Raw genomic sequence first — 21,482 nt, forward strand, 5'->3', positions numbered from 1 at the left:
TCCAGATTAGGCGAAATTGATCCCGCGCTTGGCGAGCCAGGAAGCCGGGTCAATCCGGTTGGTGCCGTTCTGCAGCACCTCGAAGTGCAGGTGCGGGCCGGTCGAGTAGCCGCGGTTGCCCATCTCGGCGATCTGGTCGCCGGCCATCACCCGCTCGCCCACACTGACCAGCGACCGGTTGATGTGGCCGTAGAGGGTCACCGTGCCGTCGGAGTGGCGCAGCTTGACCAGCATGCCGTAGCCGGCGCTGGGGCCCGATTCGATCACCACGCCGTCGGAGGCCGCCAGGATCGGGGTGCCGATGGCGTTGGCGATGTCGATGCCGGCGTGCAGCACGCCCCAGCGGTAGCCGAAGTTCGAGGTGAACGCACCCTGAGTGGGTGCGACGAACAGCGGGCGCTGCAGCCGGGCTTCACGCTCGGCGCGCTCCTGCGCGAACGCCACGCCCTTGGCCAGCTCCTCGTTGTGCACGACTACGTTGGCCGCAGCTTTGACCGTGATCATCTGCAAGCCGTGGCTGGACGTGGTGGTGGTGCCGTCGTTCAGCGTGGTCTTGCTGGCCGCCAGTACGGCGGGCCGGGCAACGGTCTCGCCGGACTGGTGGGTGGCGGCGTGCGCGGCGGCAGCGGCCGCCCCGGCGGCCATCGCCGCGATCATCACGCGACTCTTGACAGCGCTGGCGGGCTGGCTGCGGTGCTTTCCGCGGCGCGGGGGCAGCTGGGCCGCCTCGTGCGGGCGGTAGTAGCTGTCCGAGTAGCCACCGCGGGGGAACGCCAGCTGCAGAACCGGCATGTTGTCGGTGTCGGTCATGTCGTCCAGTTCAGGGGCCAGCAGCACGTCGGACGCCTCGTCGAACACGTCTTCGCTGAATGCGTCTTCGGGCCAGCCGAACTCGTTGAACGGAATGATGTCGGTGACCTCGGTGGGGCTGGCTACCGACGAGCGGATCACAGCTGCCGTAGCGCCGTTTCGACGTCGAGGGAGAGCCCCACCGGAAACCGGACGCATCGGTGCACCGTGCTGCATCAGCCTGGAAGTTCCTCTGGTCGTGATCAGAACGTTATAAAGACCTGGACCTGGTGACGGTAACCACTCCCGCTGGGGCGTGGCAAGCTATCGGCCAAATCCCGCCGTTAATGTGAAACGAATCACGTTTTTCTGGCGGTGAGATGTGCCACAGCAGTGGTACGCGAGGAGGGAACCCCGCCGCACTCTCGATACAGTGCCTCGGGAGCTAAATCTCTCACAATCCGACAGTGCCGGCCTTCCGGCTACCCGTAATAAGACAGTGAGCCCATGGATCTTTTCGAGTATCAGGCGAAGGAGCTGTTCGCCAAGCACAACGTGCCCACCACTCCTGGTCGAGTAACCACCTCGGCTGAGGACGCCAAGGCCATCGCCACCGAGATCGGTCGGCCGGTCATGGTCAAGGCCCAGGTCAAGGCCGGTGGCCGCGGTAAGGCCGGTGGCGTCAAGTACGCCGCCACCCCGGACGACGCCCTGACCCACGCCCAGAACATTCTCGGCCTGGACATCAAGGGGCACATCGTCAAGAAGCTGCTGGTGGCCGAGGCGAGCGACATCGCCGAGGAGTACTACATCTCCTTCCTGCTCGACCGTTCCAACCGCACCTACCTGGCCATGTGCTCGGTCGAGGGCGGTATGGAGATCGAAGAGGTCGCCGCGACCAAGCCGGAGCGGCTGGCCAAGGTGCCGGTGGACGCCGTCAAGGGCGTCGACCTGGCGTTCGCTCGCTCGATCGCCGAGCAGGGCCACCTGCCCGCCGAGGTGCTCGACGCCGCCGCGGTGACCATCCAGAAGCTGTGGGAGGTCTTCGTCGCCGAAGACGCCACCCTGGTCGAGGTCAACCCGCTGGTTCGCACCCCCGACGACCAGATCCTGGCGCTGGACGGCAAGGTCACCCTGGACGGCAACGCCGAGTTCCGTCAGCCCGGCCACGCCGAGTTCGCCGACTTGGACGCGACCGACCCGCTGGAGATCAAGGCCAAAGAGCACGACCTGAACTACGTCAAGCTCGACGGTGAGGTCGGCATCATCGGTAACGGCGCCGGCCTGGTCATGTCGACGCTGGACGTCACCGCCTACGCCGGTGAGAAGCACGGCGGCGTGAAGCCGGCCAACTTCCTCGACATCGGGGGCGGCGCCTCCGCCGAGATCATGGCCGCCGGCCTGGACGTCATCCTGGGTGACAAGCAGGTCAAGAGCGTGTTCGTCAACGTGTTCGGCGGGATCACCGCCTGCGACGCGGTGGCCAACGGAATCGTGTCGGCGCTGGGCATCCTCGGCGACGCCGCGACCAAGCCGCTGGTGGTGCGCCTGGACGGCAACAACGTCGAGGAGGGTCGGGCGATCCTGGCCGAGGCCAACCACCCGCTGGTGACCGTCGTCGCCACCATGGACGAGGCCGCCGACAAGGCCGCCGAGCTGGCTTTCGCAGCCGGAAAGGACGCATAAGTCATGTCGATCTTCGTCAACAAGGACAGCAAGGTCATCGTCCAGGGCATCACCGGTGCTGAGGCCACCAAGCACACCGCGCGGATGCTGGCCGCCGGCACCCAGATCGTCGGTGGTGTCAACGCCCGCAAGGCCGGCACCACGGTGTCGCACAAGGATTCCGGCGGCGCCGACGTCGAGCTGCCGGTGTTCGGCAGTGTCGCCGAGGCCATGAAGGAGACCGGCGCTGACGTGTCGATCGCCTTCGTGCCGCCGGCCTTCTCCAAGGACGCCATGATCGAGGCCATCGACGCCGAGATCCCGCTGCTGGTGGTCATCACCGAGGGCATCCCGGTGCAGGACAGCGCCTACGCGTGGGCCTACAACGTCGACAAGGGTGAGAAGACCCGGATCATCGGGCCGAACTGCCCCGGCATCATCACCCCGGGTGAGTGCCTGGTCGGCATCACCCCGGCCAACATCTCGGGCACCGGCCCGATCGGTCTGGTGTCGAAGTCGGGCACCCTGACCTACCAGATGATGTACGAGCTGCGGGACTTCGGTTTCTCCACCGCCATCGGTATCGGCGGCGACCCGGTGATCGGCACCACCCACATCGACGCCATCGAGGCGTTCGAGAAGGACCCGAACACCAAGCTGATCGTGATGATCGGCGAGATCGGCGGCGACGCCGAGGAGCGGGCCGCGGCCTACATCAAGGCCAACGTCACCAAGCCGGTCGTCGGCTACGTGGCCGGGTTCACCGCGCCGGAGGGCAAGACCATGGGCCACGCTGGCGCCATCGTGTCGGGCTCGTCGGGCACCGCGGCCGCCAAGCAGGAGGCCCTGGAGGCCGCCGGTGTGAAGGTGGGCAAGACCCCGTCGGCCACCGCGGCCCTGGCTCGACAGATCCTCGAGAGCCTGTAGCAATTTTCTGCCGAGCAGACGTGAAAGCCCCCATTTCAGCCTGAAATTGGGGGCTTTCGCGTCTGCTCGCCTTCGGAAGGTGAACCATGAGCATCGATCCGCGCACACCCGTCGTCGTCGGCGTCGGGCAGGCCGCCGAGCGTATCGACGACGCTGATTACCGCGGCATGTCGCCGGTGGAGCTGGCCGCCGCCGCGGCGCAGGCAGCGTTGGCCGACTGCGGGGCGAGCTCAGAGCAGGTCGCATCGGCCATCGACGCGGTGGTGGCCACCCGGGCGTTCGAGAACTCGATCCCGAAAGCGCCTGCGCCGCTGGGCAAGTCGAACAACTTCCCGCGGTCGGTCGCGCGGCTGATCGGTGCTGATCCGGCCCGGGCCGTGCTGGACAAGGTGGGCGGCCAGGGGCCGCAGAAACTGCTCACCGAGTTCGCCGGCGAGATCGTGGCCGGCACCGCCGATGTGGTGCTGCTGTGCGGGTCCGACGCGACCTCAACGCTGCGCCACTTCGCCAAGGCCGAGAACAAGCCGGACTTCACCGAGACCATCGACGGGCAGCTCGAAGACCGCGGCTACGGACTCGAGGACTTCGTCGAGCACTACACCGTCATCCATGGCCTGACCGGCGCCCCGGTGCAGTACGGCCTGCTGGAGAACGCCCGGCGTGCCCGACTTGGCCTGAGCACCGCCGACTACCTACAGGCGATGGCGGAGCTATTCGCGCCGATGACCAAGATCGCCGCCAAGAATCCGTTCTCGGCCTCGCCGGTGGAGCGCTCGGTCGACGAGCTGGCCACCATCAGCGCCGGCAACCGGATGATCTGCGACCCCTACCCGCGGCTGTTGGTGGCGCGCGACCAGGTCAACCAGGGCGCCGCGGTGCTGGTGATGGCGGTGGAGGCCGCCCGCCGCCTGGGGGTGCCCGAAGACCGGTGGGTGTACTTGCACGGGCACGCCGACCAGCGTGCCCAACGGTTGCTGGAGCGGCCTGACCTCAGCGCCTATCCGGCCGCCATCACGGCCACCACCGAGGCGCTCGAGATGGCCGGGATCGGCTTCGACGACGTCGCGGCCATGGACCTCTACAGCTGCTTCCCGGTCCCGGTGTTCGCCATCTGCGATGCCTTCGGACTGTCCGCCGACGACCCGCGCGGCCTGACTCTGACCGGCGGGCTGCCGTTCTTCGGCGGCGCCGGCAACAATTACTCGATGCATGCGATCGCCGAGGCCGTCGCCTCAGCGCGAAGTGCCCCAGGGCAATTCACGTTCGTCGGGGCCAACGGCGGCATGATGAGCAAGTACGCGGCCGGGGTGTACTCAACCACCCCGGTGCCGTGGAAGGCCGATCGCAGCGCCGAACTGCAGGCGCAGGCCGATACGGCACCCGCTGTGCCGGTCACCGAGAGTGCCCAAGGCCCGGCCACCATCGAGACCTACAGCGTCCGTTACGACTGGGACACCCGGACCGGAATCATCATCGGCCGACTCGACGCCGACGGCACCCGGTTCCTGGCGACCACCGAAGACGAAGACCTGGTGGCCTTGTTGTCCGACGGCGACCCGCTGGGTGCCCCGGTGACGGTGCACGCCTTCGACTACGGCAACCGCTGCTCCCCGCGCTGAGTCGCCGCCACGCCGCGAGGGTGCGCAGAATGCCAGCGCAAAGGGCGTGTCGGCAGACAAACACGCACCTTCGCGCGGGTGGGGTCCCTTGCTGGGGCCTTGCTTAGGCGCTGAGGCCCAGCTTGGCGGCCAGGCGTTCCACGTAAGCCGCCACTTCGGACTCGGACTTGTCGGGCAGGCCGAACAGCGTCTCGGTGACACCGATCTCGGCCCAGTGCGCCAGCTTCTCGGGCACCGGCTTGAAGTCCAGCGCCACGATCTGCGGTGCGCCGTCGCGGCCGGCGGCCGCCCAGGTGTCCTGCAGCAGCTTGACCGGCGCGTCGATGTCGAAATCGCGCGGCGTGGTGATCCAGCCGTCGGCACTGCGGGCGATCCACTTGAAGTTCTTCTCGGTCCCGGCCGCACCGACCAGCACCGGAATGTGTGACTGCACCGGCTTGGGCCACGCCCAACTCGGGCCGAAGTTCACGAACTCGCCTTCGAAGGACGCTTCCTCCTGGGTCCACAGCGCCCGCATCGCCTCCAGGTACTCCCGAAGCATGGTGCGCCGACGGCCGGCGGGGACGCCGTGATCGGCCAGTTCGTCAGTGTTCCAACCGAATCCGACGCCCAGGCTCACCCGCCCGCCGGACAGGTGATCCAGGGTGGCGATCGACTTCGCCAGGGTGATCGGATCATGCTCGACGGGCAATGCCACCGCGGTCGACAACCGCACTCGTGAGGTCACCGCACATGCGGCACCCAGGCTGACCCACGGGTCAAGGGTGCGCATATAACGGTCATCGGGCAGGGACTCGTCGCCGGTGGTCGGGTGAGCGGCCTGCCGCTTCACCGGAATATGCGTGTGTTCCGGTACATAGAAGGTGGTGAAGCCGTGATCATCGGCGAGTTTGGCGGCCGCTGCCGGGTTGATTCCACGGTCACTGGTGAATAGCACGAGCCCGTAATCCATAGCCCCGATTAGAACGTGTTCCTGTTCGGCCGGCAACGGGGGGGTCCTTGTCGCGCAGTGTTGACCCACCGACTCGGCCCGCAAGTGCGCTAGCGTGGATGGTCGAAGCGCGCCGCACCGCCCACCAGCGCCCTGCCCACAAGCACAGGAGAGGTCATGACCTACTCGCCCGGGAATCCCGGCTTCCAGCCTTCTCAACCATCAGGCTCATACGGACAACCGACCCCGTCGTTCGCGAAATCGGGTGGCGAAGTCGAGAGCAAAGTGCCGCAATACCTCCGAATCGCAGTAGTTGCGTTAGGCCTGGGCGTCTATTTGGCGAACTTCGGCCCGATCGTGACGATCACCGACGTCGACTACCCCCTGATCCTCAGCGACGCCGGCCACACCGTTCCGCTGGCGGTGCTGGCCGCACTACTGGCCGGTGCAGCCCTGCTGCCCAAGGCGAAGAGCTACACCGCGGTGGTCGCCGTGGTCTCGGCGCTGGGTGCGCTGCTGGCCATTTCGACCGTCGCCGATGCCAGCGGCAGCTACACCATCGGCTGGGGCCTGTGGCTGATCCTGACCTTCAGCGTCCTGCAGGCTGCCGCCGCTGTCGGATCGCTGCTCCTGGAGGCCGGCGTGGTCACCGCGCCGGCGCCGCGTCCCAAGTACGACCCCTACGCCCAGTACGGCCTGCCGCCGGGCGGTAACTACTACGTTCAGCCCGGCCAGCAGGGTTATGGCCACCAGGGACACCAGGGCCAGCAGGCCCCGCAGCAGCCCGGCTACCCGTCGTCGTACGGCAGCTACCCGTCCGCACCGTCCAGTGGCGGCTTCGGCGCGCAGCAGGCACCCGCTTCCCCTTCGACGGGCTCGTTTAACTCCGGCGGACAGCAGGCGGCACCCCAGGGGCCGCCGACCCCGCCGACCGGCTTCCCCTCCTACAACTCGCCGTCGTCCGGTGGGTCGGGGAGTGCGTCGACCGGTGGACACAGCGCAGCCGGTTCGGATCAGAGCTCGACGGGTGGCCAGCAGTCGCAGGGCGGCTCCACCTCGTCGGGGCCGGCGCAGCCCTAACCCGCGTCCGCGCGCCGAGTTGAACGTGCTCGTAGCGTGACATCGGTGACCGGCGGCAAACCAGGTTCGAACCCGACCCGCGACCTGCTACGGGTCGCATTCGGCCCGTCCGTCGTAGCGTTGACGGTCATCGCAGCGGTGACGCTGCTGCAGTTGCTGATCGCCAACAGTGACATGACCGGTGCCTCGGGTGCCATCGCCAGCATGTGGTTGGGCGTGCACCAGGTGCCGATCTCGATCGGCGGCCGTGACCTCGGTGCGTTGCCGCTGCTGCCGGTGCTGCTCATGGTGGCCGGGACGGCCCGAACCACCGCGCAGGCCACCGCCCGTGGGGCCTCCTGGTTCGTCATCCGCTGGATCGTGGCCTCCGCGGTCGGTGGACCGCTGTTGATCGCAGCGGTCTCCTTGGCGGTCATCCACGACGCGGCCTCGGTCATCACCGAACTGCAGACCCCGCATGCCCTGAGCGCCTTCGCGCACGTCTTCTTCGTGCACGCGATCGGCGCGGCGCTGGGAGTGGGGACGCGGGTGGGCCGGCGGGCGCTGGCCGAGACCCGGCTGCCGGACTGGCTGGCGGACTCGGTGCGAGCTGCGATCACCGGCATGCTGGCGCTGTTCGGCCTGGCGGGGGCGGTGACGGTGCTCTCCCTGCTCTGGCACTGGGGGACCATGCACGATCTCTACGCCATCACCGATTCAGCTTTCGGCCAGCTCAGCCTGACCCTGCTGGCGCTGCTGTATGTGCCCAATGTCCTCGTCGGCGCTACGGCGATGGCGGTCGGATCGAGCGCACACATCGGCCCCGCGCTGTTCAGTGCCTTCACCGTTCTCGGCGGCGACATCCCCGCGCTGCCGATCCTGGCTGCGGCGCCCGCCCCGCCGTTGGGTCCCGCGTGGGTGGCGCTGTTGATCATCGGGGCGGCGTCCGGAGTGGCCGTCGGGCAGCAGTGCGCCCGCCGGCCGCTACCGCTGCTTCCGGCACTGGCCAAGGTGGCCGTGGCGGCCTTCATCGCGGCGGTGTCGATGGCCGTACTCGGCTTGGCCGGCGGGGGACGGCTGGGCAACTTCGGCGATGTCGGGGTCGATCAGCTGACGTTCGGGCCCGCGGTGTTCGGCTGGTTCGCCGCCATCGGAGCGCTGACGGTGGTGATGATCGGCGGGGTCCGGGCCGATGCGGTGGTCGGCGAACAGCGTGTGCTGCCACCCGCCCCGCAGCGGCCCGTGGAGCCCGAAGTGGCCCCCGAACCGGGTGCGGCGCCCACCGCCGACGTCGATCCCGAGGACCTCGTAATAGTCGGGGAGCCCTTCGAGGCCGACGAGCTGTTCGACGCCGCCTTCGAACCGGGCTTCCAGCCAGACGAGGTCAACGATGGCGGCGAGTTGAATTGGACGCCAGAACCGGAGCCGCCGCGACCGTTTCGGTCGCACGCGCCGACGCAGCCGCCGGGGCCGCTGGAGGACCCCGAAGACCTGATGTTCACCGACGACGACGGATACGATCGTTAAATCGAGGACTTCAGTCCCTTATATATGTCGCTTCTGGCTGATCGGATGGTAGTGCCGACCGTCCGAACTCCAGGGGGACGACATGACCGACGTCGTGAGCACCAAGCCCGCCGGCAAAAACGGCCCGTCTGGCGTGCCCAGGCGTCGGAACCTGCACATGCTGGCCGGCGTCCGGGCCGAAATGCTGACCGGGTTGATCCTGCCGCCGGGCCATGAGCGGGTGCTCGACGTGGTGGTCCTGATCTGGGTGGACGGCGTGGAGGCCGGGATGCAGATGACCGAGCCGTTGCCGCGGTCGCGCACCCTCGGATTGACCGATGACCTGCCGGAGTCCCTCTACGACGAGCTGGAGCGCGCGGGTTTCTGCAGTGAATACGACGAGTTTCCCGAGTTGGACGACCCCGACTTTCAGGACCTGGCGTATGGCAGGGTCAGCAAGCTCGGCAAGATGACCCAGCCGATCGGCCATCCCGAGGTCAACTGGGACATGGTCGAGATCTGGACCGACGGTGTGGCGGCTGCACTTCGGGTCGCCCGGGATCGAGCCGAGCCTCGCTGAACCGCCGGGGTTCATGCGCTCAGCTTCGCTACGTTCGCAATCTCCACTGTGGATGGCGGTGACCCGCGGCGCCCGGCTTCGCCGCGCTTGCGATCACCGCGCCGCCGATGGCGGTGACCCGCGGCGCCCGGCTTCGCCGCGCTTGCGATCACCGCGTTAGGCTCAGTCACCGTGCAACCGATCCACGTGGCTCCCAGCGTCCCCGCCCGCATGGTGGTGCTGGCTTCGGGCACCGGGTCGCTGCTCGAGTCCCTGCTGGCCGCGGCGGTAGACGACTACCCCGCGCGGGTGGTCGCCGTCGGCACGGACCGCGACTGCCGGGCGGTGGAGATCGCCACGGCGGCGGGGTTGCCGGTGTTCACCGTCCGGATGAGTGACTATCCGAACCGAGCAGCATGGGATCTCGCGCTGACCGAGGCCACCGCGGCCCACAGTCCGGATCTGGTGGTTTCGGCGGGCTTCATGAAAATCCTGGGCTCGCACTTCCTGTCCCGTTTTCTGGGGCGCACCGTCAACACCCATCCGGCGCTGCTGCCCTCCTTCCCGGGAGCGCACGCGGTGCCCGAGGCGTTGGCCTACGGGGTCAAGGTCACCGGCTGCACCGTGCACCTGGTGGACGCCGGCACCGACACCGGCCCGGTGCTGGCCCAAGAACCGGTCGCCGTGCTCGACGGCGACGACGAAGATTCTTTGCATGAACGCATCAAGAAAGTGGAGCGCAAGCTCCTGGTTGACGTACTGGCCGCATTGGCGACCGGCGGCGTGACCTGGAACGGACGAAAGGCAACCCTAGGATGACCGACGGCAAGCGACCGATTCGTCGGGCGTTGATCAGCGTCTACGACAAGACCGGACTGGTTGACCTGGCCGCCGGCCTGCACGCCGCCGGCGTGGATATCGTCTCCACCGGATCCACCGCCAAGTCGATTGCGGCCAAGGGCATTCCAGTGACGCCGGTGGAGCAGGTGACTGGCTTCCCCGAGGTACTCGACGGCCGAGTCAAGACTCTGCACCCCCGGGTGCACGCCGGCCTGCTGGCCGACCTGCGCAAGCCGGAGCACGCCGCGGCGCTCGATGAGCTGGAGATCGCAGCGTTCGAGCTGGTGGTGGTCAACCTGTACCCGTTCAGCGAGACCGTGGAGTCCGGTGCTGGCGAGGACGAGTGCGTCGAGCAGATCGACATCGGCGGGCCCTCGATGATCCGGGCGGCCGCCAAGAACCACCCCAGTGTCGCCGTGGTGGTCGACCCGCTCGGCTACGACGGTGTGCTGGCTGCAGTCAACGCCGGCGGCTTCACCCTCGAAGAGCGGAAGCGCTTAGCATCACTGGCATTTCGGCACACCGCCGAATACGACGTCGCGGTCGCCAGCTGGATGTCGTCGACGCTGGCGCCCGAAGAGCCGCGCCAAGCACTGCCGGAATGGTACGGACGCACCTACCGCCGCGCGGCGCAGCTGCGCTACGGCGAGAACCCGCACCAGCAGGCCGCTCTCTACTGTGACGCCGGTGCGTGGCCGGGCTTGGCTCAGGCCGAGCAGCTGCACGGAAAAGAGATGTCCTACAACAACTTCACCGACGCGGACGCCGCGTGGCGGGCGGCGTTCGATCACGAAGAGACGTGTGTCGCCATCATCAAGCACGCCAACCCGTGCGGCATCGCGGTCTCGGCGACCTCGGTGGCCGATGCCCACCGCAAGGCGCACGAGTGCGACCCGTTGAGCGCGTTCGGCGGCGTTATCGCGGCCAACACCGAGGTCAGCGTGGAGATGGCCGAGTACGTCAGCACCATCTTCACCGAGGTGATCATCGCCCCGGCCTACGAAGCCGGGGCCGTGGAGATCTTGTCGCGTAAGAAGAACATCCGCGTGCTGTTGGCGTCCGAGCCGCTGCGCGGCGGCACCGAATGGCGCCAGATCAGCGGTGGGCTGTTGATGCAGAGCCGCGACGGTCTCGACGCGCCGGGCGACAACCCGGCGAACTGGACGCTGGCCACCGGCGAACCGGCCGATGCGGCCACCCTGGCCGACCTGGTCTTCGCCTGGCGGGCCTGCCGCGCGGTCAAGTCCAACGCGATCGTGGTCGCCGCCGACGGTGCCACTATCGGCGTGGGCATGGGCCAGGTAAACCGGGTCGACGCCGCCCGGCTGGCGGTGGAGCGCGGGGGCGAGCGGGTGGCCGGTGCGGTCGCAGCCTCGGATGCGTTCTTCCCGTTCCCCGACGGCCTGCAGACGCTGACCGCGGCCGGGGTGAAGGCGATCGTGCACCCGGGCGGTTCGGTGCGCGACGATGAGGTGACCGCGGCGGCGGCCGAGGCCGGGATCACGTTGTACCTGACCGGGGCACGACACTTCGCGCACTGAGCTAGGGCCCGTCGTCTTCGTCGGCGCCGGAACCGTTGACGCCCAGCAGTTTTTCGGGGTGATGGTAATAGTTGACCCGGGGTTGTCCGTGGTCTAAATGTGGCGGCGGCAGGGTTTGGGTGGTGCCGTCGTGGCGCTTGCGCGTTTTCCAGCCGCCTGAGGTGATGAGTTGGTGGTGGGGGCCGCAGCGCAGGGTCAGGTCGGTGATGTCGGTGCGACGCGTTGTGGCGTAGTCCTCGTCGTGATGGACTTCGCAGCAGTAGCCGGAGACGGGGCAGTTGGGGTGCGAGCATCCGCGTTCTTTGGCGTAGAGCACGATGCGTTGGGCCGGTGAGGCCAGGCGTTTGGTGTGAAACAGGGCGAGTTCTTTGGCGCCGTCGTAGATCCGCAGGTAGTGGTGGGCGTGGCTGGCCATGGCGATGACGTCGCGCATGGGTAGCCAGGTGCCGCCTCCGGTGTGGGCTTTGCCGGTGCCGGCTTCCAGTTCGGCCAGGGTGGTCGAGACGATGATGGTGGCTGGTAATCCGTTGTGCTGGGCCAATTCTCCGGCGGCGAGCAGGGCGCGGCCCATTGCGGTGAGGGCGTCGTGGTTGCGCTGTGCGGCACTGCGGGTGTCGGCGTCGATCTGGGTTTGAGTCGGCGTGCCGGCGGTACACGGGGTGTCGTCGTTGGGGTTGCACATGCCGGGGGCGGCCCAGCGGGCGAGCACCGCGTCCCACGTGGCGCGGGCTTGGGGATCGAGGAATCCTTTGATGGGGGTCATGCCGTCACGGCCTTGGGGTCCCAGCGCCACACCACGGTGTTTGGCGCGCTGGTCGTCGCTGTAGTTGCCGTCGGGGTGCAGGTAGTCGGCGAGGCGTTGGGCCAGTTTGGCCAGTTCGTCGGGGCGGCACTGCCCGGCCAACTCGGCCAGCTGGTGCTCGGCCTGGGTCAGGGTTCCCGCATCAATACCGTCGGGCAGGTAATGGAAGAACGAGCGAATCACGCCGATGTGGGCGGCCCCGACCCGCCCCTCCCGTTGCGCTGCCGCCAGTTCCGGCAGCACCGGTTCCAAGGGTTCGCCGGTCAGGGTGCGGCGGGGCCCTAGTTCGGCGGCTTCGGTGATGCGACGGCCGGCCTCCCCACGGGCAATGTGCAGTTCGTCGGCCAGCACCCAGCGGGGCTTGCCGCCCAACTCGGCCGGGTCGGTAGCGACGATCTGGTTGACCAGGGGGTGTTCTACTGCCGGGAGCCGGCGCCGTAGCACTTCGCAGCGCCTCAACAGCGCCACGCATTCCCGCGGGGTCAACGCATCGAAATCTAGTTCCAGCGCTCGATCGAGATCCGCGGCCAGCGCGTCGAACACCTCGACAATCAGTTCCCGGGAATTCGAACGCATGTGCTAATGCTATTGCGCCCTGGCGGGCATTGGCGCCGGTAGAACGCGAATCTGTGGAGTAAGTCCGAACTGGGGATAACCGCCCGGAGAGGCCAAACCCTTGACAGAAAGATTGTAGGCACTCACTATCTATCTCAACCTCGAGGCTGGGAGACGTAGTGGGCTATGACCTGATCATCCGCAACGGACTGTGGTTCGACGGCCTGGGCAACGCCCCCCAGGTCCGCACCCTGGGCATCCGCGACGGCGTCGTCGCCGACATCGTTGCGGGGGAGCTGGATGAGACCGGCTGCCCGGACGTGATCGACGCGGCCGGCAAGTGGGTAGTCCCGGGCTTCATCGACGTGCACACCCACTACGACGCCGAGGTGCTGCTCGACCCGGGTCTGCGGGAATCGGTGCGTCACGGCGTCACCACGGTGCTGCTGGGCAACTGCTCGCTGTCGACGGTGTACGCCGAGTCTGAGGATGCCGCCGACCTGTTCAGCCGGGTCGAGGCGGTCCCGCGCAAGTTCGTGTTGGGCGCGCTTGAGTCCAAGAGGACCTGGTCCACGCCCGCTGAGTACGTGCGCGCCCTCGAGGGGTTGCCGCTCGGTCCCAACATCAGCTCCATGCTCGGCCACTCGGACCTGCGGACCGCGGTGCTCGGCCTGGACCGCGCCACCACCGACGGCGTCGTCCCGACCGATGCCGAGCTGGAGAAGATGGCCGCCCTGCTCGATGCGGGCCTCGACGCTGGACTATTGGGCATGTCCGGGATGGACGCCCCGATCGACAAGCTCGACGGCGACCGGTTCCGGTCTCGGGCGCTGCCGTCCACGTTCGCCACTTGGCGGGAGCGCCGGCGGTTGATCAAGGTGCTGCGCAAGCGCGGCCGGATGCTGCAGAGCGCTCCCGACGTCCGAAACCCGTTGACGGCGTTGAACTTCTTCTTGACAAGCAGTGGAATGTTCGGTCGGCGACGCGGGGTTCGGATGAGCCTGCTGGTCTCTGCGGACGCCAAGTCGGCGCCGGGCGCGGTCCGGGTCTTCGGTCCCGGTGCTCGGCTACTCAACGCCGTGCTGGGATCCAGCGTGCGGTTCCAGCACCTGCCGGTGCCGTTCGAGTTGTATTCCGACGGAATCGATCTGCCGGTGTTCGAGGAATTCGGCGCGGGAACCGCCGCGCTGCATCTGCGCGACCAGTTGGAGCGCAACGCGTTGCTGGCCGACACCGAGTACCGGCGCCGGTTCCGCAAGGCCTTCGACCGCAAAAAGCTGGGCCCGTCCTTGTGGCACCGCGACTTCCACGATGCGGTGATCGTCGAATGCCCGGATGCCAGCCTGGTCGGCAAGAGCTTCGGGCAGATCGCCGAGGAGCGCGGGCTGCACCCGCTGGACGCGTTCCTCGATGTGCTGGTGGACAACGGCGAACGCAACGTCCGCTGGACCACTATCGTCGCCAACCACCGGCCTAAGCAGCTGGACAAGCTGGCCAACGAACCGGTGATCCACATGGGGTTCTCCGACGCCGGAGCGCACTTGCGCAACATGGCCTTCTACAACTTCTCGCTGCGCCTGCTCAAGCGCGTCCGCGACGCCGAGGCGGCCGGGCGGCCGTTCATGAGCGTCCAGCGGGCGGTGTACCGGCTGACCTCCGAAGTCGCCGACTGGTTCGGGTTCGACGCCGGCACGCTGCGCCGCGGCGACCGCGCGGACTTCGTGGTGATCGACCCGGCCGGTCTGACCGACGCCGTCGACGGCTACCACGAGGAAAAGGTACCGTTCTACGGCGACCTGAGCCGGATGGTCAACCGCAACGACGACGCGGTAGTCGCCACCGGCGTGGGCGGCACCGTGGTGTTCCGCAACGGGCAGTTCTGCGACGGCTACGGCACCACCGTGAAGTCCGGCCGTTTCCTGCGCGCCGGATCCCGTGAGCTGCAATCGGTCTAGCGCATGGCCAGAACCCAGCAGGAGCGCCGCGAGACCACCGTCGCCGGACTGCTCGACGCCAGCATCGCCACCATCTCCGAGATCGGCTACGCGCGGGCGTCGGCCAAGGTGATCGCCGCGCGCGCCGGGGTATCCGACGGAGCGTTGTTCCGCCACTTCGGCACCATGGGTGACTTCATGGCGGCCACCGCCCGCGAGGTGCTGCGCCGTCAGCTGGAGCTGATCGCCAAGCAAGTGGCGGAGATCCCGGCCAACGGCTCGGCGCTGGAAGCGGTGTTGACGGTACTGCGTGACCTGACGGCGAACTCCAACAACGCGGTGGTCTACGAGTTGCTGATCGCCGCCCGCACCGACGAGAAGCTGCGGTCCACGCTCTCGGAGGTGTTGGACGAATACCGCGCGAAGATCTACGACACCGCCCGTGGGTTCCCCGGGGCCGACGCCTTTCCCGAGGAGCTGTTCCCCAACGTGGTAACGCTGCTCACCAACACCTTCGACGGCGCCGCGATCGTACGGACAGTGCTGCCGCAGCCCGAGATCGAGGCTAACCGCATTCCGTTGCTGCTGAAGCTGTTTGAGGGCTGGAGTGAACGCCGGACGTCTTAAGCGATCTCGCCGCTGACGGGCGCAGAGCCGGCATCTCTCGGTGCGGCCGCCGTCACGTGGTCCACGAAGTCGGCGATCTCGGCGACCGCCCGGCGGGCGTCGGGGTTGAAGTCGAAGGTGAGCTGGAACATGTGCAACGCACGGTCCCAGACCTGAACCCAGTTCGGCACACCGGCGACGGTCAGCTTGTCGGCCAGCACGAAGGTGTCATTGCGCAGCATCTCGTTGTTGCCGACCTGCAGCAGGAACGGACCCAGCCCGCGCAGCTCCGCCTCCGGCGGCATGACCGGCAGCTCACGGGTGCCGTTCACGGTGGCGAACACCCGGTAGATGAACATGAACGCCATGAACGGGAAGAACGGGTCGCGGTGCGTGCGGGCGGCCTCGCGTTTGATCTCCATGTCCGACGACGTCAGCGCTGACATCAACACCTGACCTGCCGGCGCCGGCAGGCCGGCATCGCGTGCAGCGATGGCGGTGTTCACCGCCATCAGGCCGCCGGCCGAATCTCCCGCCACCACAATGTGATCGGCGGTGAATCCAGCGTCCAGGACCCGGCGGTAGGCGCACAGACCGTCGGCGACGGCCTCGTCGATGCCGGCCAGCGGGGCCAACCGGTAGCCGACGTTGAACACCTTCGCGCCGGTGACCGCGGAGAGCTTGCTGGCGAAGCGGCGATGTGAATTGAGGCCGAGTGTGACCAGTGCCGAACCGTGGAAGTAGACGATCACCCGGTTGGAGTCGCGTGCGTTCGGTGCCACCACCCACTCCGCCGGGCAGTCGGTCAATCGCTCGGGTGTCACCTCGGTGCCCGGCAGCGCCCGGATGTAGCGCATCGGCTGGTCGATGAGGTCAAGGCGTGCCCGCTGCAGACCGGCGGGCCAGAACCGGTTGACGACCATGCCGACCAGCGTCAGCACCGCGATCGAGGTGCGCAAAAAGATCGCCGCGGCCGCAGCCAGTAGCCGCGCCTGCCAGGATGCCGGGCCGAAGTAGGTCTGAGCCGGTCGTTCGCGCCATTCCGGAAAGTTCACAGTACCCAGGGTATCGGGTATTGGGCGCCCGGATAAACCGGGACATCGTGACGGACTTTTGACGCCCGTCGTAGCGTGGAGTGGTGACCGCGCCGAATGCCCCGCACGATCTGCCCAAGACTCTCGGTGAGCTGCGTGCTGCCGGCCACCGTGAGAGGGGGGTCAAACAGGAGATCGCCGAGAACCTGTTGGCCCGACTCGGCGACGGTGACGACGCCGCAGCCATCTGGCCAGGCATTTTCGGGTTCGAGGACACCGTGCTGCCGCAACTTGAGCGCGCGTTGATCGCCGGTCACGACATCGTGCTGCTGGGCGAGCGCGGCCAGGGTAAGACCCGGCTGCTGCGCGCGTTGAGCGGATTGCTCGACGAATGGACCCCGGTGATCGCCGGAGCCGAACTCGGCGAGCACCCGTATTCGCCGATCACGCCCGAGTCGATTCGCCGGGCAGCCGAGCTCGGCGACGACCTGCCGGTGGCGTGGCGGCACCACAGCGAGCGCTACACCGAGAAACTGGCCACCCCCGACACCAGCGTCGCCGACCTGGTCGGCGACATCGACCCGATCAAGGTGGCCGAAGGCCGCAGTCTGGGTGACCCCGAAACCATTGCCTACGGCCTGATCCCGCGGGCGCACCGCGGCGTGGTCGCCGTCAACGAACTGCCCGACCTCGCCGAGCGCATCCAGGTGGCGATGCTCAACGTGATGGAGGAACGCGACATCCAGGTGCGTGGCTACACGCTGCGCCTGCCGCTGGACGTGCTGGTGGTCGCGAGCGCCAACCCGGAGGACTACACCAACCGCGGCCGCATCATCACCCCGCTCAAGGACCGCTTCGGCGCCGAGATCCGCACCCACTACCCGCTGGAACTCGACGCCGAGGTCGGCGTGATCGCCCAAGAGGCGCACCTGAGCGCGCAGGTGCCCGACTACCTACTCGCCGTGCTGGCCCGATTCGCCCGCTACCTGCGCGAGTCCCGCTCGGTGGACCAGCGCTCCGGCGTCTCGGCGCGCTTCGCGATCGCCGCCGCGGAGACGGTGGCGGCCTCGGCGCGCCACCGCGGAGCGGTGTTGGGCGAAACCGACCCGGTGGCCCGGGTGGTGGACCTGAGCACGATCGTCGACGTGCTGCGCGGCAAGCTGGAGTTCGAATCCGGCGAGGAGGGGCGCGAGCAGGCAGTGCTGGAGCACCTGTTGCGCCGGGCTATCGCCGATACCGCATCGCGGGCACTGGGCGGGATCGACGTGGGACCGCTGGTGGCGGCGGTCGAGGACGCGACGGTGACGACGGGAGAGCGGATTTCAGCCAAAGCGGTGCTGGCGGCGCTGCCGGATCTGCCGGTGATCGACGCCGTTGCGCGACGCCTCGGTGCCGAATCCGACGGCGAACGCGCCGCGGCACTCGAGTTGGCCTTGGAAGCACTGTATTTGGCCAAGCGGATCGACAAGACCTCAGACGAGGGTGAAACCGTCTATGGCTAGATTTGATGGTGACGACCCGCCGCGCCCGGCTTCGCCGCGTCTGCGATCGTCACGAAGCCACTCCTCCCGCTACTCGGCCTACAGCGGTGGGCCGGATCCGTTGGCGCCGCCGGTTGATCTAGCCGAGGCACTTGAGGAGATCGGGCGCGACGTCATGGAGGGGACGTCGCCGCGGCGGGCGCTGCAGGAATTGCTGCGCCGTGGCACCAAGAGCCTGACCGGCGCCGATCAGCTGGCTGCTGAGGCGCAACGTAGGCGTCGGGAATTGTTGCGCCGCAACAACTTGGACGGAACACTGGCCGAGGTCAAAAGGCTGCTCGACGAAGCGGTGCTCGCTGAACGCAAAGAGCTGGCCCGCGCGCTCGACGACGACGCCCGCTTCGCCGAGATGCAGATCGAGGGGCTGTCCCCGTCGCCGGCCAAAGCGGTGCAGGAGCTCGCCGACTACAACTGGCGCAGCGGCGAGGCCCGCGAGTCCTACGAGAAGATCAAGGACCTGCTCGGCCGCGAGATGCTCGACCAGCGTTTCGCCGGTATGAAGCAGGCGCTGGAAGGCGCCACCGACGCCGACCGGCAACGGGTCAGCGACATGCTCGACGATCTCAATGACCTGTTGGACAAGCATTCTCGCGGCGAGGACACCGCGCAGGATTTCCAGCAGTTCATGGATTCCCATGGCGAATTCTTCCCGGAGAACCCGCGCAATGTCGAGGAGCTGCTGGATTCGCTGGCTCAGCGGGCCGCCGCCGCGCAGCGCTTCCGTAACAGCCTGAGCGCCGAGCAGCGTGCCGAGCTTGATGCGTTGGCCGAGCAGGCATTCGGCTCCCCGGCCTTGCAGCAAGCGCTGGGCCGCCTGGACGCGCATCTGCAGGCGGCCCGGCCGGGCGAAGACTGGACCGGCTCGTCGGAGTTCTCCGGCAACAACCCGCTCGGCATGGGGGAGGGCGCCCAGGCCCTGTCCGATATCGCCGAGCTCGAGCAGCTGGCCGAGCAACTGTCGCAGGCGTATCCGGGCGCGAGCATGGACGACGTCGACCTAGACGCGCTGGCCCGTCAACTCGGCGACCAAGCCGCCGTCGATGCACGCACGCTGGCCGAGCTGGAACGTGCGCTGCTCAACCAAGGGTTCCTGGACCGCAGCTCCGACGGGCAGTGGCGGCTGTCGCCGAAGGCGATGCGCAGGCTCGGCGAAACGGCGTTACGTGATGTGGCGCGGCAACTTTCGGGGCGTCGGGGCGAACGCGATCACCGTCGGGCCGGGGCGGCCGGCGAGCTGACCGGGGCGACCCGGCCCTGGCAGTTCGGCGACACCGAGCCGTGGAACGTCACCCGGACCCTGACCAACACGGTGCTGCGGCAGGTAGCCGGTGGTTCAGCGAGGCTCGACGTAGGAGAGGCGAAGCTGGGACCGCCGCATGGACTCGAGCCCGGCACGGCCGCCACCCGCGGGCGGTTGTCGATCGGCGTGGAGGACGTCGAGGTCTCCGAGACCGAGACGCGCACTCAGTCCGCCGTCGCGCTGCTGGTGGACACGTCGTTCTCGATGGTGATGGACAACCGTTGGCTGCCGATGAAGCGCACCGCGCTGGCGTTGAACCACCTGATCAGTACCCGGTTCCGTTCAGATGCATTGCAGATCATCGCCTTCGGGCGCTATGCGCGCACGGTGACCGCCGCGGAGCTGACCGGCCTGGAAGGCGTCTACGAGCAGGGCACCAACCTGCATCATGCGCTGGCGCTGGCCAGTCGGCACCTGCGCCGCCACCCCAACGCCCAGCCGGTGGTGCTGGTGGTCACCGACGGGGAGCCGACGGCGCACTTGGAGGACTACGACGGCCGCGGTACGGCGGGCCCGTCGGTGTTCTTTGACTACCCGCCACACCCGCGGACCATCGCTCACACCGTGCGGGGCTTCGATGACGTCGCCCGGCTCGGTGCGCAGGTGACGATCTTCCGGCTCGGTGACGATCCCGGGCTGGCCCGTTTCATCGACCAGGTGGCGCGACGAGTTCAGGGCCGGGTGGTGGTTCCGGAACTCGACGGTCTGGGCGCGGCGGTGGTCGGAGATTACCTGAGGTCGCGCCGCCGCTAGGCGGCACTCGGCCTCGGAAGTTATCGGGACAGCAGCCGGCGCTTTTGTGCGGCGAACTCCTCGCCGGTCAGATAGCCGGCGTCGTGCAGTTCGCCGAGTTCGCGGATCCCGGCCGCCAGCTCCACCACCGAGGTCAGCGGAGAATGCGCCGCCGCCACCGCTGTCTGCTCCGCCGAATCCGAAGACGGCTTGCCGGACCCTGCGGACGCGGCGGCAACAGTCGCCTTCCCGCCGTCCCCGCGGCGCTGGTTCATGGCGCCGGCCAACGCGCTGCCGCCCATACCGGCCAGTGCCATCTGGCCGAACGCCGTGCCCAGCCCAGCCGGTGTCGTGGCGGGGGCGGCGCCCAGCGGCGTCGAGTAACTGGCATGGCGGATCTCGGGGGCGAGCTCGGCCCAGCTGATCGGCGTCGAGAGCGTCCCGAGCGGGAACGCCTCGCCCATGGCGACCACGACGGCTTCGTGGGGAATTCGGAGGTTCTCCATCGACGGCAGTTCCTCGTGCACTCCCAATTGGTCCAGCGCATTCAAGATGCGTTTCTGGCCGGCGCGGAGGATGTCCTGGGTGTCGAAGATCTCTTGGGAGTCCTGCTCGGCGAAATGCATTGCCGCGCCCGCCAGGAAGACACCGAGGATCGACATCGGCAGGGCGATCCCGAGGGCGGTCTCGTCGGCGATGACGGCCATCCAGTCGAAGAATCCAGACGGGATGTCGCTCGGCAACGCCACGCCAGGCAACCCCTGGGCGGCTTCCGCCGAGCCGGGTCCGGTCAGCGTGGAGGCCAGTCGAGACGACACCGTCTGCGCGAGGTTGGCGGCGGGATTGCCCTGAGCGCCGGTCTGGCCGACTGGTCCCGCCGGGTTACTGGTTTGCGGCGGCGGCGCGAAGGGCTCCAGCTCTCTGGCGGTCGTCGACAGGGCCGAGTAGCTGTACATCGCGGTGGCGTCCTGGGCCCACATTTCGCCGTACTCGGCTTCGGTGGCCGCGATTGCCGCGGCATTCTGGCCCAGCACATTGGTGGCCAACAGTGTCAGCAACCGTGCCCGGTTGGCCGCGATGATCGGCGGGGGAACCGTCAAGGCGAACGCGGCCTCGTAAGCGGCCACCGCCGCTTTGGCTTGCAGGGCAGTCTGTTCAGCCTGTGTTGCGGTGGTGTTCAGCCACGTCGTGAACGGGGTAGCCGCAGCCGCCATCGCCGCCGAGGACGGACCCGACCACGCCGAGCTGGTCAACTCGGCGATCACCGATTCGTAACCTGCTGCCGCCGTATGCAGTTCGGCCGCCAGTCCGCTCCAGGCAGTCGCCGCGGCGAGCATCGGCCCCGAGCCGGCGCCGAGGTACATGAGACCGGAGTTGACTTCCGGCGGCAACGCAGCGAAGTTCATTGGGGCTGCACGCCGGTAGCGGCGGAGCCGGGCGCTGCGGGACGCCGCGCTCGGGTTGCGGCGTTCGCAAGCGCGGCGGAGCCGGGCGCTGCGGGACGCCGCGCTCGGGTACAGCGGTCCATCGCAGTTGCATCCC

The 21,482-nt window shown here is 68.1% G+C and carries 17 protein-coding genes; 12 read left to right on the top strand and 5 right to left on the bottom strand.

What is annotated here, in order from left to right; all coding sequences use genetic code 11:
* Window positions 1–6 precede the first annotated feature (6 nt).
* Window positions 7–1,008 (bottom strand): M23 family metallopeptidase, encoded by a 1,002-nt coding sequence (locus ACKY0X_RS04595; protein WP_409429505.1) that lies wholly within the window; start codon window positions 1,006–1,008, stop codon window positions 7–9.
* A 288-nt stretch (window positions 1,009–1,296) separates the two neighbouring features.
* Between ACKY0X_RS04595 and sucC the strand changes: the two genes are divergently transcribed.
* The 3 genes from sucC (at window position 1,297) to ACKY0X_RS04610 (ending at window position 5,000) form a co-directional block, all read left to right on the top strand.
* The gene (gene sucC / locus ACKY0X_RS04600) at window positions 1,297–2,475 is read left to right on the top strand and encodes an ADP-forming succinate--CoA ligase subunit beta (protein ID WP_409428494.1); all 1,179 of its coding nucleotides are present in this window, start codon (window positions 1,297–1,299) and stop codon (window positions 2,473–2,475) included.
* Between the two features lie 3 nt (window positions 2,476–2,478).
* On the top strand, window positions 2,479–3,381 hold the full coding sequence (gene sucD, locus ACKY0X_RS04605; RefSeq protein WP_409428495.1) for a succinate--CoA ligase subunit alpha: 903 nt from the start codon (window positions 2,479–2,481) through the stop codon (window positions 3,379–3,381).
* An 86-nt stretch (window positions 3,382–3,467) separates the two neighbouring features.
* Window positions 3,468–5,000, top strand: a complete 1,533-nt coding sequence (locus tag ACKY0X_RS04610; protein WP_409428496.1) for an acetyl-CoA acetyltransferase — start codon at window positions 3,468–3,470, stop codon at window positions 4,998–5,000.
* 103 nt (window positions 5,001–5,103) lie between these two features.
* Here the strand turns inward: ACKY0X_RS04610 and ACKY0X_RS04615 are convergent, their stop codons facing one another.
* Window positions 5,104–5,952, bottom strand: coding sequence for an LLM class F420-dependent oxidoreductase (locus ACKY0X_RS04615; protein ID WP_065041285.1), 849 nt, complete (start codon window positions 5,950–5,952; stop codon window positions 5,104–5,106).
* Window positions 5,953–6,108: 156 nt separating this feature from the next.
* Here ACKY0X_RS04615 and ACKY0X_RS04620 point away from each other — a divergent pair, with 156 nt between their 5' ends.
* The 5 genes from ACKY0X_RS04620 (at window position 6,109) to purH (ending at window position 11,436) form a co-directional block, all read left to right on the top strand.
* On the top strand, window positions 6,109–7,011 hold the full coding sequence (locus ACKY0X_RS04620; RefSeq protein WP_409428497.1) for a DUF5336 domain-containing protein: 903 nt from the start codon (window positions 6,109–6,111) through the stop codon (window positions 7,009–7,011).
* Between the two features lie 45 nt (window positions 7,012–7,056).
* Window positions 7,057–8,517: a DUF6350 family protein gene (locus tag ACKY0X_RS04625; protein WP_409428498.1), complete on the top strand. Its 1,461-nt coding sequence runs from the start codon at window positions 7,057–7,059 to the stop codon at window positions 8,515–8,517.
* A gap of 82 nt (window positions 8,518–8,599) precedes the next feature.
* The gene (locus ACKY0X_RS04630; RefSeq protein WP_409428499.1) at window positions 8,600–9,076 is read left to right on the top strand and encodes a hypothetical protein; all 477 of its coding nucleotides are present in this window, start codon (window positions 8,600–8,602) and stop codon (window positions 9,074–9,076) included.
* Between the two features lie 210 nt (window positions 9,077–9,286).
* Entirely contained in the window at window positions 9,287–9,874 is a 588-nt protein-coding gene (purN, locus tag ACKY0X_RS04635; protein ID WP_409429506.1) for a phosphoribosylglycinamide formyltransferase, read from the top strand.
* Complete coding sequence (gene purH, locus ACKY0X_RS04640) at window positions 9,871–11,436, top strand: bifunctional phosphoribosylaminoimidazolecarboxamide formyltransferase/IMP cyclohydrolase (RefSeq protein ID WP_409428500.1); 1,566 nt, start codon at window positions 9,871–9,873, stop codon at window positions 11,434–11,436. Before purN ends, purH begins: the two co-directional genes overlap by 4 nt.
* Window position 11,437: 1 nt before the next feature.
* On the opposite strand, the gene ACKY0X_RS04645 is transcribed toward purH, so the two are convergent.
* On the bottom strand, window positions 11,438–12,814 hold the full coding sequence (locus ACKY0X_RS04645) for an HNH endonuclease signature motif containing protein (protein WP_409428501.1): 1,377 nt from the start codon (window positions 12,812–12,814) through the stop codon (window positions 11,438–11,440).
* Window positions 12,815–12,945: 131 nt separating this feature from the next.
* On the opposite strand from ACKY0X_RS04645, the gene ACKY0X_RS04650 reads away from it, so the two are divergent.
* Entirely contained in the window at window positions 12,946–14,748 is a 1,803-nt protein-coding gene (locus ACKY0X_RS04650) for an N-acyl-D-amino-acid deacylase family protein (protein WP_409429507.1), read from the top strand.
* 3 nt (window positions 14,749–14,751) lie between these two features.
* Window positions 14,752–15,354 (top strand): TetR/AcrR family transcriptional regulator, encoded by a 603-nt coding sequence (locus ACKY0X_RS04655; RefSeq protein WP_409428502.1) that lies wholly within the window; start codon window positions 14,752–14,754, stop codon window positions 15,352–15,354.
* Here the strand turns inward: ACKY0X_RS04655 and ACKY0X_RS04660 are convergent.
* On the bottom strand, window positions 15,351–16,388 hold the full coding sequence (locus tag ACKY0X_RS04660; protein WP_065041292.1) for an alpha/beta hydrolase: 1,038 nt from the start codon (window positions 16,386–16,388) through the stop codon (window positions 15,351–15,353). The two genes, ACKY0X_RS04655 and ACKY0X_RS04660, sit on opposite strands and share 4 nt — an antisense overlap.
* A gap of 83 nt (window positions 16,389–16,471) precedes the next feature.
* Here ACKY0X_RS04660 and ACKY0X_RS04665 point away from each other — a divergent pair, with 83 nt between their 5' ends.
* Window positions 16,472–17,869 carry a sigma 54-interacting transcriptional regulator gene (locus tag ACKY0X_RS04665; RefSeq protein WP_409428503.1) on the top strand — a complete coding sequence of 466 codons (1,398 nt, stop codon included), beginning with the start codon at window positions 16,472–16,474 and terminating at the stop codon, window positions 17,867–17,869.
* The gene (locus ACKY0X_RS04670; protein WP_409428504.1) at window positions 17,862–19,961 is read left to right on the top strand and encodes a vWA domain-containing protein; all 2,100 of its coding nucleotides are present in this window, start codon (window positions 17,862–17,864) and stop codon (window positions 19,959–19,961) included. The genes ACKY0X_RS04665 and ACKY0X_RS04670 overlap by 8 nt, the downstream gene beginning before the upstream one ends.
* Before the next feature lie 20 nt (window positions 19,962–19,981).
* On the opposite strand, the gene ACKY0X_RS04675 is transcribed toward ACKY0X_RS04670, so the two are convergent.
* Window positions 19,982–21,346 carry a PPE family protein, SVP subgroup gene (locus ACKY0X_RS04675; protein ID WP_409428505.1) on the bottom strand — a complete coding sequence of 455 codons (1,365 nt, stop codon included), beginning with the start codon at window positions 21,344–21,346 and terminating at the stop codon, window positions 19,982–19,984.
* Window positions 21,347–21,482 lie beyond the last annotated feature (136 nt).

The sequence above is a fragment of the Mycobacterium sp. SMC-11 genome, assembly GCF_046250095.1.
Classification (GTDB): Bacteria; Actinomycetota; Actinomycetes; order Mycobacteriales; family Mycobacteriaceae; genus Mycobacterium; species Mycobacterium heraklionense_A.

Coding starts and splice junctions, on each gene's coding strand:
- ACKY0X_RS04620 (WP_409428497.1), top strand. CDS start 6,109: ATGACCTACTCGCCCGGGAATCCCGGCTTCCAGCCTTCTCAACCATCA.
- ACKY0X_RS04670 (WP_409428504.1), top strand. CDS start 17,862: ATGGCTAGATTTGATGGTGACGACCCGCCGCGCCCGGCTTCGCCGCGT.
- purH (WP_409428500.1), top strand. CDS start 9,871: ATGACCGACGGCAAGCGACCGATTCGTCGGGCGTTGATCAGCGTCTAC.
- ACKY0X_RS04615 (WP_065041285.1), bottom strand. CDS start 5,952: ATGGATTACGGGCTCGTGCTATTCACCAGTGACCGTGGAATCAACCCG.
- ACKY0X_RS04630 (WP_409428499.1), top strand. CDS start 8,600: ATGACCGACGTCGTGAGCACCAAGCCCGCCGGCAAAAACGGCCCGTCT.
- ACKY0X_RS04595 (WP_409429505.1), bottom strand. CDS start 1,008: ATGCGTCCGGTTTCCGGTGGGGCTCTCCCTCGACGTCGAAACGGCGCT.
- sucD (WP_409428495.1), top strand. CDS start 2,479: ATGTCGATCTTCGTCAACAAGGACAGCAAGGTCATCGTCCAGGGCATC.
- ACKY0X_RS04655 (WP_409428502.1), top strand. CDS start 14,752: ATGGCCAGAACCCAGCAGGAGCGCCGCGAGACCACCGTCGCCGGACTG.
- ACKY0X_RS04675 (WP_409428505.1), bottom strand. CDS start 21,346: ATGAACTTCGCTGCGTTGCCGCCGGAAGTCAACTCCGGTCTCATGTAC.
- ACKY0X_RS04610 (WP_409428496.1), top strand. CDS start 3,468: ATGAGCATCGATCCGCGCACACCCGTCGTCGTCGGCGTCGGGCAGGCC.
- sucC (WP_409428494.1), top strand. CDS start 1,297: ATGGATCTTTTCGAGTATCAGGCGAAGGAGCTGTTCGCCAAGCACAAC.
- purN (WP_409429506.1), top strand. CDS start 9,287: ATGGTGGTGCTGGCTTCGGGCACCGGGTCGCTGCTCGAGTCCCTGCTG.
- ACKY0X_RS04645 (WP_409428501.1), bottom strand. CDS start 12,814: ATGCGTTCGAATTCCCGGGAACTGATTGTCGAGGTGTTCGACGCGCTG.